The organism is Frigoribacterium sp. CFBP 8754 (assembly GCF_014841815.1).
In the GTDB taxonomy this organism is placed as follows: Bacteria; Actinomycetota; Actinomycetes; order Actinomycetales; family Microbacteriaceae; genus Frigoribacterium; species Frigoribacterium endophyticum.
Genome location: NZ_JACYUO010000001.1, coordinates 594,867 through 609,916, shown reverse-complemented (window position 1 = coordinate 609,916; position 15,050 = coordinate 594,867). Strand labels below are relative to the sequence as shown.

Genomic DNA, 15,050 nt, shown 5'->3' with positions numbered 1-15,050 from the left:
CGTGCGCGGGGCGGGGAGGGGCGGCTCAGTAGAGCAGCATCGTGAGGCGTCGCCGGGCGGCCGCGACGCGCGGGTCGTCGAGGCCGACGATCTCGAAGTACTCGAGGAGGCGCTTGCGGGCCGCGTCCTTCCCCTCCTGGTCGAGCGACGGGAAGACCGTCAGCACCCGGTCGAACGCGTCGTCGACGTGGCCTCCGCTCACGTCGAGGTCGGCCACCGCCAGCTGCGCGTCGACGTCGGTCGGGGCCGCCGCGGCCTCGGCGCGGACGTCGGCGAGGGAGGCGCCCTGCAGTCGCGAGATCAGCGAGACCTGGGCGAGCCCCGCGACGGCCAGCTGGTCGCGAGGGTCCTGCGCGATGGCCGTCGTGTACGCCGCGATGGCGGCGTCGTAGTCGCCGCGGTCGATGGCGTCGTACGCGTCCTGGTGGTGCGGGGGCAGCGGCTCGGGCTCGGGCTCGGGCGTCTCGCCCTCCCCCGCCGGGGCGCCGTCGACGACCGCGCTGCCGGTGACCCCGTTCTGCGCGGCGAGCTCGAGCACCTGCTCGAACACGTCGCGCACCTGCGCCTCGGGGAGGGCGCCGACGAAGAGCTGCACCGGGCGCCCGCCGATCACGGCCGCGACGGCCGGGATGGACTGCGCCTGGAAAGCCTGCGTCAGCTGCGGGTTCGCGTCGACGTCGACCTTGGCGAGCACGAAGCGGCCGCCGTACTCGGCGACGAGCTTGTCGAGCACCGGCGAGAGCTGCTTGCACGGGCCGCACCACTCGGCCCAGAGGTCGACGATCACCGGGACGGTGTTGCTCAGCTCGAGGAACTGCGTGAACGTCTCGTCCGTCGCGTCGAGCACGAGCGCCGGCACCGCGACGGAGGCGGCGGGCGCTCCCCCGTCGGGCGGCGTCGGGGCGCCGGGCGACCCGGCGGCGGCCGCCCCGGGCGCCGGAGCCGGCGGCCGGTTGGCGAGCGACGAGAGGTCGACGGCTCCGCGGAGCCCGGAGGGCACGGGGGGCAGGGTGGTCATGGCAACTCCTTCGCGGCCGTGAGGGCCTGGCTGAAACCGAGCAGGACGATCTTGTCGTCGCTGCCCACGGGAGGGACGGAGAAGAGCAGCTGGACGCCGTAGGTCGCCTCGATGCCCTTCGTCGACTTGTCGAGGCCGACGAGCGTCTTGACGACGCCCGCGGGGTTGACCTCGGCGCCGGCGGCGGTCGGCTTGACGGTCTCGACCTCGTCGAGGCCGACCGACACGATCGCGCCGGCGTCGTTCGAGGCGAACGCCACCGGGGTCTCGGCGTCGGGCGTCGAGGTGTAGTCGATCGACGCCGTCGTGGGCAGGCTCGCCCGCTTGGCGTCCTTGTAGGCCTTGCCGATCTTGTCGCGGAGCGTGTCGCCCTCGGCCTGGAACTGCGGCGCGTACTGGCTCTCGTCGCCGTTCCGGAGGATGTCGCCGTAGGCCTCGGCGAGCTGGTCGGGCCGCAGCGTCAGCAGCTTGACGTCGGGCGCGAGACGGGCCGCGCCGAGCGAGGCCGGGGCCACCGTGGGGAGCGTCGCCTGCGCCTCCAGCGCCTGCAGGTACTCGACCTTGTACGGGTCCCGCGCGGTCTCCTGCACCAGGGTGAGGGCGATCGGCGCCTTGGACGCGTCGGCGTCCTGCACGACGGTGAAGAGCGTGCGCGGCCAGGTGTCGGCCTGCTGCGGCAGGGTGAGCGTCAGCTCGCCCGAGGGGACGCCGATCGGCCCGGCGGCCGCGGCGTCCTTCGCGCGGATCTGGTAGTTGGCCTCGCGCTGCTCGAGGGCGGGGCCGACGAAGCGCTCGGCCGCCGCGGTCGCGTCGAGCGCGGCGTCGGCGGCGGAGGCCGTCGCGGCCACGCGAGCGACGATGCGCTCGGCCTGGGCCTCGGTGACGACGGGAGGCTGGAGCTCGGTGCCCTCGTCGTCGCCCTCCGCGCCCGGCGTCGCGGTGGCCGTCGGGGTCGGAGTGCTGCCGTCGCCGGCGCCGCCCACGGCGCTCGGCCAGTAGTCGGCCGTGCAGCCGCCCAGGGCCAGCGACGACACGAGCACGACCGGCACGACCGCGACCAGCCGCCGCCGGGCGCCCCGCTTCGAGGCACCGATCGCGGGCGTCGCCCCGGCGCGGATCGCCGAGCGGCGCGGCGGGCGGGGCAGCTTCGGGCGCTTGCCGTCGCTCGACGTGCGGCGCGGGCCGCGGGTGCGGCGGTGGTGGGCGATGGCCCAGACGTAGAGGAGCACGCCGATCACGAGCACCACCAGCCCGCCGACGATCAGGGGCCCGGCCGTCGGCGTCGAGGCCGACAGCGGCCACGTGACGCGCAGCTGCGACGGGGCGGGCTCGGTGCCGTCGGAGAGGACCACGAGCGAGATGTCGTCGGGGGCGTCGAGCGAGAAGGTGAGCGAGGTGCCCTCGTACTGCTCGTACCAGAGGTCGCTGTCGGCGGGGGCGGGCGCCGTGGCCTCCGACCCCTGCACGACCTGGGTCTCGAGCTCGCCGGTCGCGTCGTCCCACGCGACGCTGTTGTAGGTCGTGTCGCCGACCCAGCCGAGCACGTCGGAGGTGCGGCCGTAGGCGGCGAAGACCGTGCCGCCGCCCGCGACCGAGATCGTCTGGCGGCCGTCGTGGCCATGCAGCGCCTCGGCGGGCACCACCGTCACGACGGCGTCGGAGGACTCGGTCGAGACCGTCGACGACACGCTCTCCGGCGGCGCGAAGACCGTCCTCTGGGCGAAGCCCAGGCCGACCATGACCGCCGCGAGCACGACGACCACGACTGCGATGATGAAGCGCACGTTACCTCTCCCTCCGTGCCACCATCCCGGTCGGGTCCGAGCACGCGCCAGTACGACGCGGCCTCGTGCGGGCCTGGCCGAGGAGGCCGGGCGCGGCAGCAGAATTTAAGACGGCTCAGCGTATCCGACCAGCCTGTGAGCCGCACGCCCGGGGCCCGGCAGCCGTCTGGGGGGCCCGCACCGCGACTCCCCCGCCCCCACCGGGGCGCCGCGCCGACGCGGCCCCGTGCAGGCGTCGTGCCCTAAAATCGTCCCGCCGAGACGCGACGGGTCGTGCTCGGCACCGACGCGAGGAGACACAGTGGCCGCTGACGACGCCGAGTTCGGCACCGAGCTCCGGGGGTACCGCAAGGACGACGTCGACAAGGCGCTCGGCGAGCTCCGCCGCGAGCTGATCAAGGCGAACGCCGACCGCGCCGACACCGCGAGCCGCGTCAAGGAGCTGCAGGGGCGGCTCGACGAGGTGCAGCGCGAGCTGGAGGAGGCGGGCACGCCCACCTACTCGGGCCTCGGCAGCAAGCTCGAGCGCACGCTCCGCCTCGCCGAGGAGCAGGCCACGGCCCTCGTCGGCCAGGCCGACATCGACGCGGAGCAGCTGCGCCGCTCGTCGTCCGACGAGGCGCGTCAGGTGCTCGACGAGGCCCGGGAGCGCAGCACCGCCCTCCTCGACGACGCCCGGGGCCGCGCCGCCGCGCAGGTCGCCGAGTCGACCGCCGAGGGCGACCGCCTGGTCTCGCGCGCCCGCGGCGAGGCTCGGTCCCTCCTGCAGGAGGCCCAGCGCGACTCCTCGGCGATGCGCGGCGCCGCGGCCACCGAGGCCGCCGAGAACGTCTCGACCGCGCGCCACGAGGCCGCCGCCGTGCTCTCCGCCGCCGAGCGCGAGGCCGCCGAGCTCCGCGCCCTCGTCGAGCAGGAGGTCGCCGCGGCCCGCGACGGCGCCGCCGAGCTCGCCCGGACCACCGCGCAGGCCCGCGAGCAGTTCGTCGCCGACAGCGAGCGCCAGCGCGCGGACCTCGACCGGGAGGGCGCCGCCGTCCGGGCCGAGCTCGCCCGGCTCGACGAGACCACCCGTGCCGATCTCGAGCTCGAGGTCACGACCCGACGCGACGACCTCGCCCGCGAGATCGACGCGGCCCGTGCCGAGCTCGACGACGACGTCGAGAACACGCGCGCCGACCTTGCCCGCGACGTGGCGGAGACCCGCGCGGCGCTGGCCGCCGACTCCGCGCGCGTCCGCGCCGAGCTCGAGCTCGAGCTGACGACCGGCCGCGCGGAGCTCGAGCGCGAGGTCGAGGCGGCGCGGGCCGACCTCGCCCACGAGCTGGCGACGGCCAGGGCGCAGGCCCTCGCCGACGTCGCCGCCGACCGGGCGCGCCTCGAGCGCGAGGTCGCGGAGGCGCGCGAGGCCCTCGCCGCGGAGCTCGCGGCCCGCACCGCCGAGGTCGACCTGGCCACGGCCACCGCCCGGGAGGAGATCGAGCGGACCACCACCGAGACGCGCGACCGCCTGGCCCGCGACGTCGAGCAGCAGCGCGAGCGCCTCGAGCGGGAGGAGGCCGAGCTGCGCGCCCAGGTCGAGGTCGAGGTCGCCAACGCCCGCGCCGACCTCGACGCCGAGGTCGCCGAGAGCCAGGCCCGCCTCGTCGACGACGAGGAGTCGCAGCGCGTCCGCCTCGCCCACGAGGCCCGCACCGTGCGCGCCCGGCTCGAGGCCGAGCGCGACGACGCCGTCGCCGAGCTGGAGCGCGAGCTCGAGGCCCGGCGCAGCGCGGCCGACGTCGAGCTCCGCACCCGCCGCGACGAGACCGACCGGGAGCTGGTGCAGCGTCACCACGCCGCGGTCGCCGAGACCCAGGGCTACCTCGACGAGGCCGGCGCGCAGCTCGAGGAGGCTCGGCAGCGAGCCGTCGAGGCGCGCCGCGAGGCCGACGAGCTCGAGCGCACGAGCGCGGAGCACTCGCGCACCGTGCGTTCCGAGGCCGACGCCGCGGCCCACGAGACGGTGAGCGAGGCCGAGGCCCGCGCCGAGCGGCTCGTCGCCGACGCCGAGGAGCGGTCGCGCGGCCTCGTCACCGACGCGGAGTCGCGGCTCGAGGCCCTGCGCGACGAGCGCGACGAGGTGGCCAGCTACCTCGAGGGCCTGCGCCGCGCCCTCTCCGGGACGGCGTCGGGCGGTGACGACTCCGGTACGACAGAGTAGGCAGTCGGCGGCACCGCGGTGAGCGGTGCCTCCGTCGTCGACAGGAGCACCCCCGTGAAGATCCACAACCCGTTCCGCCTCGGACTCCTGGCGGGCCTGGGCGTCCTGGTCGCGCTCGTGATCGGCGGGGCGGTCAGCGAGCTGTCGACGGTGCTGACCTACGTCGGCGCGGCCATCTTCATCGCCCTGGGGCTCGACCCGATCGTCTCCTGGCTCGAGAACCGCCGCGTGCCGCGGTCGCTGGCGATCGTCATCGTCTTCCTGGCCGTGCTCGGCGCCTTCGTCGGCGTCGTGTTCGCGATCGTGCCCGTCATCGTGAGCCAGGCCACCGCGCTGATCACGAGCCTCGTCACGTACCTGCAGAGCGTCACGACCCAGCAGTTCGTCGACAACCTGCAGTCGCTCGTGCCGCAGAACGTCATCGACGTGCAGGACGGCCTCGACGCCCTCGTGGACTTCCTCACCAACCCCGACAACGTCCTGACCATCGGCGGCGGCGTGCTCGCCGTCGGCGTGGCCATCGGCAACGGGGTGTTCGCGACGGTCGTGGTGCTCATCCTGACGCTCTACTTCACGTCGTCGATCAACACCTTCAAGCGCGGCATCTACAAGCTGGTGCCCGCGTCGAAGCGCCCGAAGTTCGCCGACATCGCCGAGCAGATCAGCACCTCGGTGGGGCGCTACGTCATCGGGCAGTTCACGCTCGCCGCCATCAACGGCATCGTGAGCTTCGTCTTCCTCAGCGCCATCGGGGCCCAGCAGCCGGCGGTCTTCGCCTTCATCGCCTTCCTCGGCTCGATCATCCCGCTGGTCGGCACGATCAGCGGCTCGGCGATCATCGTGCTCGCGCAGATCGCCCTGCTCCCCCAGTCGCCCTCGACCTGGATCACGGCGGCGATCTGGTACATCGTCTACATGCAGGTGGAGGCCTACGTGCTGAGCCCGCGCATCATGCGCCGCGCCGTGCACGTGCCCGGCGTCATCGTCGTGATCGCGGCCCTCACCGGCGGCACGCTGCTCGGAGTGCTCGGCGCGCTCATCGCCATCCCGGTGGCCGCGTCCGTCCTGCTGATCATCCGCGAGGTCGTCGTGCCCCGGCAGGACGCCCTCTAGCGACCGAGCAGCGCCCGGTCAGCTCGCGGGCCAGGTCGACGGCAGCGGCAGGGAGACCGCGGGGGCGACGCGCGCGACGATCTCGGTGAGCACGCGCGTGGTCTGCTTCTCGCCGACCCAGAGGTGCTTGCCCCCCTCGACCGCGACCACCTCGAGGCGCGGCACGACCGCGAACCGGCTCCGCGCCTCCTCGGGGCGGAGGTAGTCGTCGAGCTCGGGCACCACCGCGACGATCGGCACCTCCGACGCGTTCCAGGCGCGCAGGTGGTCGTCCGTGGCGCGGTGGAGGGGCGGTGACAGCAGCAGCAGGCCCGCCACGTCGACGTCGGTGCCGTGCATGAGCGCCACCTCGGTGCCGAACGACCAGCCGACCAGCCAGGGGGTGGGCAGGCCCTGCTCGGCCACGAAGCGCACCGCGGCGCGGAGGTCCGCAGCCTCGGCGACGCCCTCGCCGAACTCGCCCTCGGAGCGGCCCCGCGGCGACGAGACGCCTCGGAAGTTGAAGCGGAGCACGGCCACGTCGGCGAGGGCGGGGAGGCGCCCCGCGGCCTTGCGGAGTACGTGCGAGTCCATGAAGCCCCCGGCCGTGGGCAGCGGGTGCAGGGCGACGATCGTGGCGACCGGCTCACGGTCGAGCGGCAGGGCCAGCTCGCCGACGAGGGTCAGCCCGTCGTCGGTCGTGAGCTCGACCTCGCGGCGGCGCGCGGGCAGCTCGACGCCTCCGCGGATCTCGACGGGGGCGGGGTCGGGGGTGCTCACGAGATCCTCCAGCAGTGCGTGTGCCAGTGACGGCGGCCGGCGAGGTCGTTCGCCTCGCCGAAGATGCCGTCGGCACGCCAGGCGACGACGTGCGGGGTTGCGGGGGCGATGGTCAGCGAGCAGCCGGGGCAGGTGTACTCCTTGACCGCGGCGGCGGACGAGACGGCCTGCACCGTGTAGTCGCGGCCGTGCCGGGTCTCGACCCGGGGCCCGCCGAAGAGGGCCCGGCTGATGTCGTGGGAGTCGCTGTCCGTGCCCGGGGTCCGGTCGCGGGGACGGCGCGGTCGGTTGCTGCGGGGCATGTCGACCAGCGTACCGGCGGCACCGCGGCCTGCCCGCGTCGGGGCCGTACGACGACGGCGCCCCCGCTCTCGCGGAGGCGCCGTCGTGGCGTCGGGCAGGTGTCGCGCCCGGGCTCAGTACCAGTTGACCGACTGCGAGTGGCCCCAGGCACCGCAGGGGTTGCTGTAGCGCCCCTGGATGTAGTTCAGGCCCCAGGTGATCTGGGTGGCGGGGTTCGTCTGCCAGTCGGCGCCGACCGAGGCCATCTTGCTGCCGGGCAGCGCCTGGGGGATGCCGTAGGCACCGCTGGAGCGGTTGGCCGCGTACACGTTCCAGCCGGACTCCTTGTTCCAGAGCGAGACGAGGCAGTCGTACTGGTCGCTGCCCCAGCCGCGGGCCGCGACGAGGTCGGCGGCGATGGCCTTCGCACTGCCCGGGTCGGGCGTGCCGGCCACGGGCGCCGTGCCGGTGCTGGGCTTCTTCGCCGCGGCGGCGGCACCCGTGCCGGTCGACGCAGCCGACGCGTCGGCGGTCTCCTCGACGACGGGCTCCGGCTCGGGCGGCGGGGGCGGCGGCGGGACGGTGACCCCGTAGGAGTCGCGGTCGGCGGTCGTGACGACGCCGCTGGCCACCGTGACGGTCTGGCCGGGAGCGGTCAACGCCGCGGCGGCGGCCGGGGTCGTCGTCGCGGCCTCGGCCCCGGCGAGCGGGTTGACGAGCGACGCACCGATGAAGGCGGCCGTCGCGCAGAAGCCGATCATCGGCAGGACCACGTGGCGCCGGGGCGCCGGTCGCGCGGCCACGGACGTCGACGCCCCGGCCTGGGCCCGGGCCATCTCTGCCGGGACGACCGAGGCGGGGAGCCTGCGGTGCACCGTACGGGGTCGGGAGACCACGACCGGGTGATCTCGAGGAGTCGTGCCGGGGGTCGGAGTCGCTGAGTGCCTGCCCATGAGTTCGTCCAGGGTAACGGATCGATCACGGCACGGCTAGGGCCCCCGGCGCGTGTCGCCGTCGACGTCGGGCGGTCGGGCCGTCAGGCCGTCAGGCCGTCTGGCCTTCAGGCCTTCAGGCCTTCAGGGCACGGGTGGCCAGGGCGTCAGCGGACGGCCAGCATGACGTCGACGACCGCGTCGAGCACGAGGTCGACCTGCGCCTCGCGGTAGCCGCCCCGCTGGGGCCGGAACACCGCACCGCGCACGTCGTCGATGCTCAGCGCCCGCCCGTCGCTGAAGTACCCCTGCAGTCGGCGCGCGAGCCGGTCGACGTCGCCGCGGTGGTACCCCGGGGTGAAGATGCTGACCCGGTCGAAGCGGTGCCCCTGCGGGCGGTCGAGGCGAGCGACGATCTCCTCCGCGGTCGACCGAGCGTCGCCGAGCCACGAGTCGTCGCCGCGCGTCGTCCTGGCCTGCTCGCGCTCGCGCGAGGCGAAGGCGTCCTCGAGCCGCTCCAGCGCGGCGTCGACGTGGGCGGTCGAGTAGCCGCCCTTGGTCATCGCGAAGGCGGTGCGGCGGATGCGCGCCGAGTCCACGTCGCCCTCCCCCGGCGCTGCGGCGTACGCGGCACGCGCCTCCGCCAGGAAGGCGTCGACCTCGGACTCGTCGTAGCCCCGCTGGCCCTTGGGCGCGAGGGGGAAGGTTGTGCTCACGCGCACCATCATGCCGCATCGCCCTGCCCGGGCCCGGGAAGGCCGGGCCCGGGCAGGGCACGGCGTCAGACGAAGATCAGGTACAGCGCGTAGGCGACCACGGCCGACGGCAGCGTGCTGTCGAGCCGGTCGAGGAAGCCGCCGTGGCCCGGCAGCCAGGTCGAGATGTCCTTGATGCCGAGGTCGCGCTTGATGAGCGACTCGGAGAGGTCGCCGACCGTGGCCGTGGCGATGATGAGGCCGCCGAGCAGGAAGCCGAAGTACCAGGGCATGTCGAGCAGGAGCCACGAGGTCAGCACGGCGGCGATCAGGCTGGCCGCCACCGAGCCCGCGAACCCCTCCCAGGTCTTCTTGGGGCTGATGCGCGGCGCCATCGGGTGCTTGCCGAAGTTGAGCCCCGTGGCGTAGGCGCCCGTGTCGACCGCGATCACGATGATCAGGGCCGAGAGGGTCCAGTTCGCCCCGTTCGGCTGGGCCGCGAGCAGGACCATGAAGCTGCCGAGGAAGGCGCAGTAGATCTGCACGAACGCCCCGGCCCCGATGTCGCGGAGGACGACGGAGGCGGGCTTGCGGTGCGAGGGCCGCGCGAGCTCGACGAGCCGCCACAGCGAGATGACGGCCACGCCCGCGAGGAGCGCGAGCCACTGCCCGGACGCGCCGCCGTAGAAGGCGGCGGGGACGATGGCGAGGCCCGCCAGGACGCTCGGCAGCCGCGGGACGTCGCGCCCCGCGAACCTCAGCGCACTGGTCAGCTCGAAGCAGAGGGACGCGATGAGCGCTCCCGCCACGATCATGAAGAACGCGGGCTGGAAGATGAGGCTGACCAGGACGGCCCCGCCGAGACCGACCCCGACCCCGATCGCCGCCGGCAGGTTGCGGCCCGTCTTCGCGGTCAGGACCTCGTTGCGAGCGCCCAGCTGCGCGCGTCGTGCGCGCAGCTGGTTCTCGAGGTCGTGGCGAGCGGCCTGGGCCCGGGCGTCGAAGTCGGCGCGACGGCTGCCGAGGGTGGTCTTGGGGTTCGGCGCCGACTCGTCGGGGCGGGGGCCGTCGGGAGCGTCGCTCATCTAGACCTCGAGCAGCTCGGCTTCCTTCTTCTTCAGCGCGTCGTCGATCGAGTCGATGTAGCCCTTGGTGACCGACTCGAGCTCCTTCTCGGCGCGTGCGACCTCGTCGTCGCCGACCTCGGTCTTCAGCGCGTCGAGCTCCGTCTTCGAGGTGCGACGGATGTTGCGGATCTGCACCTTGGCGTCCTCGCCCTTGCCGCGGACGATCTTCACGAACTCCTTGCGGCGCTCCTGCGTCAGCTCGGGGATGGTGACGCGGACGAGGGTGCCGTCGTTGGTGGGGCTGGCGCCGAGGTTCGGGAAGGTCGCGATGGCCTTCTCGATCTCCTTCAGGGCCGACTTGTCGTAGGGCGTCACGATCATCGTGCGCGCCTCGGGCACCTGCAGCGAGGCCAGCTGGGCCAGCGGCGTCGGGGTGCCGTAGTAGTCGACGGGGATCTTCTGGAAGAGCGCCGGGTTGATGCGCCCGGTGCGGACCTGACCGAAGTCGGTCTTGGCGGACTCCAGGGCCCGCTCCATCTTCTCGCGCGTCTCGGTCAGTACGTCAGTGATCGCCACAATGCTCCCTTGGTTCGTCGTCGAGCTTAGTCGTCAGTTGCTGACGAGAGTTCCGATGCGCTCGCCCCGGATGGCGCGGGCGATGTTGCCGGCGCCCTCCATGCCGAAGACGTGCATCGGCATGCCGTTGTCCATGCAGAGGCTGAAGGCGGTCGAGTCGACCACCTTGAGGCCCTGGACGAGGGCCTCCTGGTAGGTCAGCGTCTCGAGCTTCACGGCGTCGGGGTCGGTGCGCGGGTCGGCGGAGTAGACGCCGTCGACGCCGTTCTTCGCGACGAGGACCTCGTCGGCGCCGATCTCGAGGGCACGCTGGGCCGACACGGTGTCGGTGGAGAAGTAGGGCAGGCCGGCGCCGGCGCCGAAGATGACGACGCGGCCCTTCTCGAGGTGCCGCTCGGCACGGCGCGGGATGTAGGGCTCCGCGACCTGGGTCATGGCGATGGCCGACTGGACGCGCGTGGCGGCTCCGGCCTTCTCGATGAAGTCCTGCAGGGCGAGCGCGTTCATGACGGTGCCCAGCATGCCCATGTAGTCGGCACGGCCGCGGTCCATGCCCCGCTGGCTGAGCTCCGCGCCGCGGAAGAAGTTGCCGCCGCCGACCACGACGGCGATCTCGACGTCGGCCGCGGCCTCGGCGATCTCGCGCGCGATGCCGCCGACCACGTCGGGGTTCACGCCGAGCTGGCCCCCGCCGAACGCCTCGCCCGAGAGCTTGAGGAGGACGCGGCGTCGTCTGGTTGTTCCTGTCGTCATGCGAGTTCTCCCTCGTGTCGTGGCCGTAGCCAGGGTAGCGAGTCACGGCGGACGTGCCGGACCGCGGCGGCCGGCCGCGCCTCCCTGCCGTGAGGGACCGCGGACACGGCGACGGGGCCTGAGACGCGTTCGTCTCAGGCCCCGTCAGGGTGTTGCTAGGCGCCGACCTTGACCCGGGCGAAGCCCTTGATCTCGATGCCGGCCTGCTCCACGACCTTGGCGACGGACAGCTTGTTGTCCTTCGCGTAGGCCTGGTCGAGCAGGGCGATCTCCTTGAAGAAGCCGGTCAGGCGACCCTCGATGATCTTCGGCAGGGCGGCCTCGGGCTTGCCCTCGTTCTTCGCGGTCTCCTCGACGATGGCGCGCTCCTTGGCGACCTGGTCGGCGGGGACCTCGTCGCGCGACAGGTACGTCGGCGCGGCGAAGGCGATGTGCTGGGCGACCGAGCGGGCCGTCTCGGCGTCGGGGCCCGTGTAGCCCACGACCACGCCGACCTGCGGGGGCAGGTCCTTCGAGGTCTTGTGGAGGTAGATCGCGAACTCGTCGCCCTCGATGTGCGAGACGGTGCGCAGTTCGACCTTCTCGCCCATCAGCGCGGCCTCGTCGTTGACGAAGGCCTCGACGGTCTGGCCGCCGATCGCCGCGGCGTTGCCCTCGGCGGCGTCCTTCGCGCCGGCGGCCGAGACGGCCTCGAGCACGGAGTCGGCGAGGGCGATGAACTTCTCGTTCTTCGCGACGAAGTCGGTCTCGCTGGCGAGCTCGATGATCGTGGCGTAGCCCGAGGAGGCCTTGGCGGCGACGAGCCCGGCGGTGGTCTGGCGACCCTCGCGCTTGGCGACGCCCTTGAGCCCCTTGACGCGGAGGATCTCGACGGCCTTCTCGAGGTCGCCGTCCGCCTCGACGAGGGCGTTCTTGCTGTCCATCATGCCCGCGCCCAGGCGGTCACGGAGGGTCTTGACGTCAGCTGCGGTGAAGTTGGCCATTGGCTGGCTTCCTTTCGTGGAGTCGGAAGGGGGGAGGACTACTTGGCGTCGGCGTCGGCCGGCTCGGCAGCCGTGGCCTCGGTGGCCTCGGCGACGGGCTCGACGACCGGCTCGCCCAGGGGCTTCTCGGCGACCTGCGCGTCGGCGTCGTTCTCCGCGACGGGGAGCGACTCGGCCGCGGGGGCCTCGGCGGCGGCGTCGGCGGCCTTGGCCTCGCCCTGCGCGAGCAGCTCGGCCTCCCACTCGGCGAGGGGCTCGACGGGAGCGTCGGCGTCCTCGGGCTTCTGGTGACGCTGCACCAGGCCCTCGGCGGCGGCGTCGGCGACGATGCGGGTCAGCAGGCCGACGGAGCGGATGGCGTCGTCGTTGCCGGGGATCGGGAAGTTGATCTCGTCGGGGTCGCAGTTCGTGTCGAGGATGCCGATGACCGGGATGCCCAGCTTCTTGGCCTCGTCGATCGCGAGGTGCTCCTTCTTGGTGTCGACGACCCAGAGGGCCGACGGCGTCTTCGTCAGGTTGCGGATCCCGCCGAGCGTCTTGTGCAGCTTGTCGAGCTCGCGCTTCTTGATCAGCAGTTCCTTCTTGGTGAAGCCCTGCGTGGTGTCGTCGAAGTCGATGTCCTCGAGCTCCTTCATGCGGGCGAGGCGCTTCGAGACCGTCTGGAAGTTGGTCAGGAGGCCACCGAGCCAGCGCTGGTTCACGAAGGGCTGGCCGACGCGGTTCGCCTGCTCGGCGATGGAGCCCTGAGCCTGCTTCTTCGTGCCGACGAAGAGGATGGTGCCGCCGTGGGCGACCGTCTCCTTGACGAAGTCGTACGCCTTGTCGATGTAGCCGAGCGACTGCTGGAGGTCGATGATGTGGATGCCGGAGCGCTCGGCGAGGATGAATCGCTTCACCTTCGGGTTCCAGCGGCGGGTCTGGTGTCCGAAGTGGACGCCGCTGTCGAGCAGCTGGCGGATGGTGACGACGGCCATGGTCGTTCTCCTCTTTCGTGGCACGCGCGGAGGCGTGCCGGTGTCGGTTCGTCCGGGCGACCGGTCGGTCGCCCCTGCCTGGTGCCCGGGCACGCCCCCGCCGTCGGCACCGTGGCACTGACGTGCCGGTGGTGCGTGACGGACCGAGTGGGGGTGGAGGCCGGTGTCGTCCGTGAGCGGCCGACCGTGAGGGAGGCTGCTCGGGGACGGTGCGTCATGGACGCACGGGCACGCGAAGTCAGTCTGCGAGGCAGACTGCGTGCTCATCGTAGCACCGACGGAGCACGGGCAGGGGGCGGCGACGGGCCCCCGACGGAGGCCCGGGTCGACGCCGGCCCTCCCCCGCCCCGCACGACGGAACGCCCCGTCCGACGAGCGGACGGGGCGTTCCCGACGGGGGTCGTGACGAGGTCAGCGGCGAGCGCCCGAGGCGCCCTTCGCGGTGCCGCCCTCGACGGCCGAGATGCCCATCTCCTCCAGGCTGCGGCCCTTCGTCTCGGGGATCTTCGCGAGCACGAAGAAGAACGAGATGAGGGCGAAGGCGGCGAAGATGCCGTACGACAGCGTGAGGCTGACCGCGGCGAGCGACGGGAACGAGACCGTGACGATGAAGTTCGCGATCCAGTTGGCGGCGCTGCCGACGCCCAGCGCGGTGGCGCGGATGCTGTTGGGGAACATCTCGCCGAGCAGGACCCACATGAGCGGGCCCCAGGTGGCGCCGAACGAGACCACGAAGAGGTTGGCGGCCACGAGCGCGACGGGGCCCCAGGCGCCGGGCAGCTGCGGGTCGCCGCCGTCGCCGGGCACGGACTGGCTGAAGGCGAGGGCGGTGACCGCGAGGCTGAGGAACATGCCCACGGAGCCGATGAGCAGCAGCGGTCGACGGCCGACCTTGTCGACGAGGCCGATCGCGACGAACGTGACGACCACGTTGACGATCGAGGTGATCGTCGAGATCGTGAAGGAGTCGCTCTCCTGGAAGCCGACGGCCTGCCACAGGGTGGTCGAGTAGTAGAAGATCACGTTGATGCCGACGAACTGCTGGAGCACGGCGAGGATGATGCCGACCCAGACGATGGGCTGCAGGCCGAAGCGGTCGCCGCGGATGCTCGACTTCTTCTCCAGCTCCGCCTCGGTCTTGATCGAGTCGGTGATCTCCTTGAGGCTCGTGTCGACGGTCTCCGCGGGGACGATGCCCTTCAGGACGGTCTTGGCCTCGTCCTCGCGGCCCTCACCGGCCAGGTAGCGGGGCGACTCCGGCAGGCGGAGGGCGAGCACGCCGTAGACGACCGAGGGCACGATGCCGACGAGGAACATCCAGCGCCAGGCGGCGAGGCCGAAGAGGGAGGGCTCGGAGGCGCCGCCCGCGGTGACCGCGAAGAGCTGGTCGGAGAGCAGGGCGACGAAGATGCCGAGCGTGATGGCGAGCTGCTGGAACGAGGCGAGACGACCGCGGATGGCCTTCGGCGACACCTCGGAGATGTAGGCCGGGGCGATCACGGAGGCGATGCCGATGCCGAGGCCGCCGATGACGCGCCAGAGCACGAGGTCCCAGACGGCGAACGCGAAGGCGGCGCCGAGCGAGCTGATCAGGAAGAGCGCGGCGCCGATGAGCATCACCTTGATGCGGCCCATCTTGTCGGCGAGGCGGCCGGCGACGTACGCGCCGATGGCACAGCCGATCAGCGCCGACGCGACGGCGAAGCCGGAGGCGAACTCCGTCAGGCCGAACTCGTCGGTGATGCTGGAGACCGCGCCGTTGATGACGGACGAGTCGAATCCGAAGAGGAAGCCACCCACGGCCGCGGCGATCGCGAGAGCCGTCACCCGCCTGTTCAGCTTCTTCTCTGTTGCTGACGATTGCGCCGAGTTCGACACGGTTCTCCTTAAATCCACGGAGGGCGGGCTCGTGAC

14 protein-coding genes are annotated in these 15,050 nt (G+C 72.8%); 2 read left to right on the top strand and 12 right to left on the bottom strand.

The window, feature by feature from the left end; all coding sequences use genetic code 11:
* Nucleotides 1–25: 25 nt before the first annotated feature.
* The gene (locus tag IFT72_RS02820) at nucleotides 26–1,018 is read right to left on the bottom strand and encodes a tetratricopeptide repeat protein (protein WP_192045500.1); all 993 of its coding nucleotides are present in this window, start codon (nucleotides 1,016–1,018) and stop codon (nucleotides 26–28) included.
* Nucleotides 1,015–2,802: a hypothetical protein gene (locus tag IFT72_RS02815; protein ID WP_056053638.1), complete on the bottom strand. Its 1,788-nt coding sequence runs from the start codon at nucleotides 2,800–2,802 to the stop codon at nucleotides 1,015–1,017. The genes IFT72_RS02820 and IFT72_RS02815 overlap by 4 nt, the downstream gene beginning before the upstream one ends.
* A gap of 301 nt (nucleotides 2,803–3,103) precedes the next feature.
* Between IFT72_RS02815 and IFT72_RS02810 the strand changes: the two genes are divergently transcribed.
* Complete coding sequence (locus IFT72_RS02810; protein ID WP_192045499.1) at nucleotides 3,104–5,002, top strand: DivIVA domain-containing protein; 1,899 nt, start codon at nucleotides 3,104–3,106, stop codon at nucleotides 5,000–5,002.
* Between the two features lie 54 nt (nucleotides 5,003–5,056).
* Complete coding sequence (locus IFT72_RS02805) at nucleotides 5,057–6,115, top strand: AI-2E family transporter (protein ID WP_056055779.1); 1,059 nt, start codon at nucleotides 5,057–5,059, stop codon at nucleotides 6,113–6,115.
* An 18-nt stretch (nucleotides 6,116–6,133) separates the two neighbouring features.
* On the opposite strand, the gene IFT72_RS02800 is transcribed toward IFT72_RS02805, so the two are convergent.
* From IFT72_RS02800 to IFT72_RS02755, 10 genes are all read right to left on the bottom strand, one after another.
* A complete protein-coding gene (locus IFT72_RS02800; RefSeq protein WP_371741147.1) occupies nucleotides 6,134–6,874 on the bottom strand; it encodes an alpha/beta hydrolase in 741 nt (246 codons plus the stop codon).
* Nucleotides 6,871–7,176 (bottom strand): hypothetical protein, encoded by a 306-nt coding sequence (locus IFT72_RS02795; RefSeq protein WP_056053630.1) that lies wholly within the window; start codon nucleotides 7,174–7,176, stop codon nucleotides 6,871–6,873. The genes IFT72_RS02800 and IFT72_RS02795 overlap by 4 nt, the downstream gene beginning before the upstream one ends.
* A gap of 114 nt (nucleotides 7,177–7,290) precedes the next feature.
* The gene (locus IFT72_RS15855; RefSeq protein ID WP_371741146.1) at nucleotides 7,291–8,052 is read right to left on the bottom strand and encodes a lytic transglycosylase domain-containing protein; all 762 of its coding nucleotides are present in this window, start codon (nucleotides 8,050–8,052) and stop codon (nucleotides 7,291–7,293) included.
* A 203-nt stretch (nucleotides 8,053–8,255) separates the two neighbouring features.
* Nucleotides 8,256–8,813 (bottom strand): DivIVA domain-containing protein, encoded by a 558-nt coding sequence (locus IFT72_RS02785; RefSeq protein ID WP_192045871.1) that lies wholly within the window; start codon nucleotides 8,811–8,813, stop codon nucleotides 8,256–8,258.
* Nucleotides 8,814–8,869: 56 nt separating this feature from the next.
* On the bottom strand, nucleotides 8,870–9,868 hold the full coding sequence (locus IFT72_RS02780) for a phosphatidate cytidylyltransferase (protein WP_192045498.1): 999 nt from the start codon (nucleotides 9,866–9,868) through the stop codon (nucleotides 8,870–8,872).
* Nucleotides 9,869–10,387 carry a ribosome recycling factor gene (gene frr / locus IFT72_RS02775; protein WP_056055773.1) on the bottom strand — a complete coding sequence of 173 codons (519 nt, stop codon included), beginning with the start codon at nucleotides 10,385–10,387 and terminating at the stop codon, nucleotides 9,869–9,871.
* Between the two features lie 72 nt (nucleotides 10,388–10,459).
* Nucleotides 10,460–11,179 carry a UMP kinase gene (gene pyrH, locus IFT72_RS02770; protein WP_056053628.1) on the bottom strand — a complete coding sequence of 240 codons (720 nt, stop codon included), beginning with the start codon at nucleotides 11,177–11,179 and terminating at the stop codon, nucleotides 10,460–10,462.
* Between the two features lie 155 nt (nucleotides 11,180–11,334).
* The gene (tsf, locus tag IFT72_RS02765) at nucleotides 11,335–12,162 is read right to left on the bottom strand and encodes a translation elongation factor Ts (RefSeq protein ID WP_056053626.1); all 828 of its coding nucleotides are present in this window, start codon (nucleotides 12,160–12,162) and stop codon (nucleotides 11,335–11,337) included.
* 38 nt (nucleotides 12,163–12,200) lie between these two features.
* Entirely contained in the window at nucleotides 12,201–13,136 is a 936-nt protein-coding gene (gene rpsB, locus IFT72_RS02760) for a 30S ribosomal protein S2 (protein WP_056053623.1), read from the bottom strand.
* Nucleotides 13,137–13,547: 411 nt separating this feature from the next.
* Nucleotides 13,548–15,014: a sugar porter family MFS transporter gene (locus IFT72_RS02755; RefSeq protein WP_056053617.1), complete on the bottom strand. Its 1,467-nt coding sequence runs from the start codon at nucleotides 15,012–15,014 to the stop codon at nucleotides 13,548–13,550.
* Nucleotides 15,015–15,050: the final 36 nt, after the last annotated feature.

What these genes read in the sequence shown, in the direction of transcription:
- IFT72_RS02820 (WP_192045500.1), bottom strand. Translation starts at nt 1,018, where the DNA reads ATGACCACCCTGCCCCCCGTGCCCTCCGGGCTCCGCGGAGCCGTCGAC.
- IFT72_RS02795 (WP_056053630.1), bottom strand. Translation starts at nt 7,176, where the DNA reads ATGCCCCGCAGCAACCGACCGCGCCGTCCCCGCGACCGGACCCCGGGC.
- IFT72_RS02785 (WP_192045871.1), bottom strand. Translation starts at nt 8,813, where the DNA reads ATGGTGCGCGTGAGCACAACCTTCCCCCTCGCGCCCAAGGGCCAGCGG.
- IFT72_RS02780 (WP_192045498.1), bottom strand. Translation starts at nt 9,868, where the DNA reads ATGAGCGACGCTCCCGACGGCCCCCGCCCCGACGAGTCGGCGCCGAAC.
- frr (WP_056055773.1), bottom strand. Translation starts at nt 10,387, where the DNA reads ATGGAGCGGGCCCTGGAGTCCGCCAAGACCGACTTCGGTCAGGTCCGC.
- pyrH (WP_056053628.1), bottom strand. Translation starts at nt 11,179, where the DNA reads ATGACGACAGGAACAACCAGACGACGCCGCGTCCTCCTCAAGCTCTCG.
- tsf (WP_056053626.1), bottom strand. Translation starts at nt 12,162, where the DNA reads ATGGCCAACTTCACCGCAGCTGACGTCAAGACCCTCCGTGACCGCCTG.
- rpsB (WP_056053623.1), bottom strand. Translation starts at nt 13,136, where the DNA reads ATGGCCGTCGTCACCATCCGCCAGCTGCTCGACAGCGGCGTCCACTTC.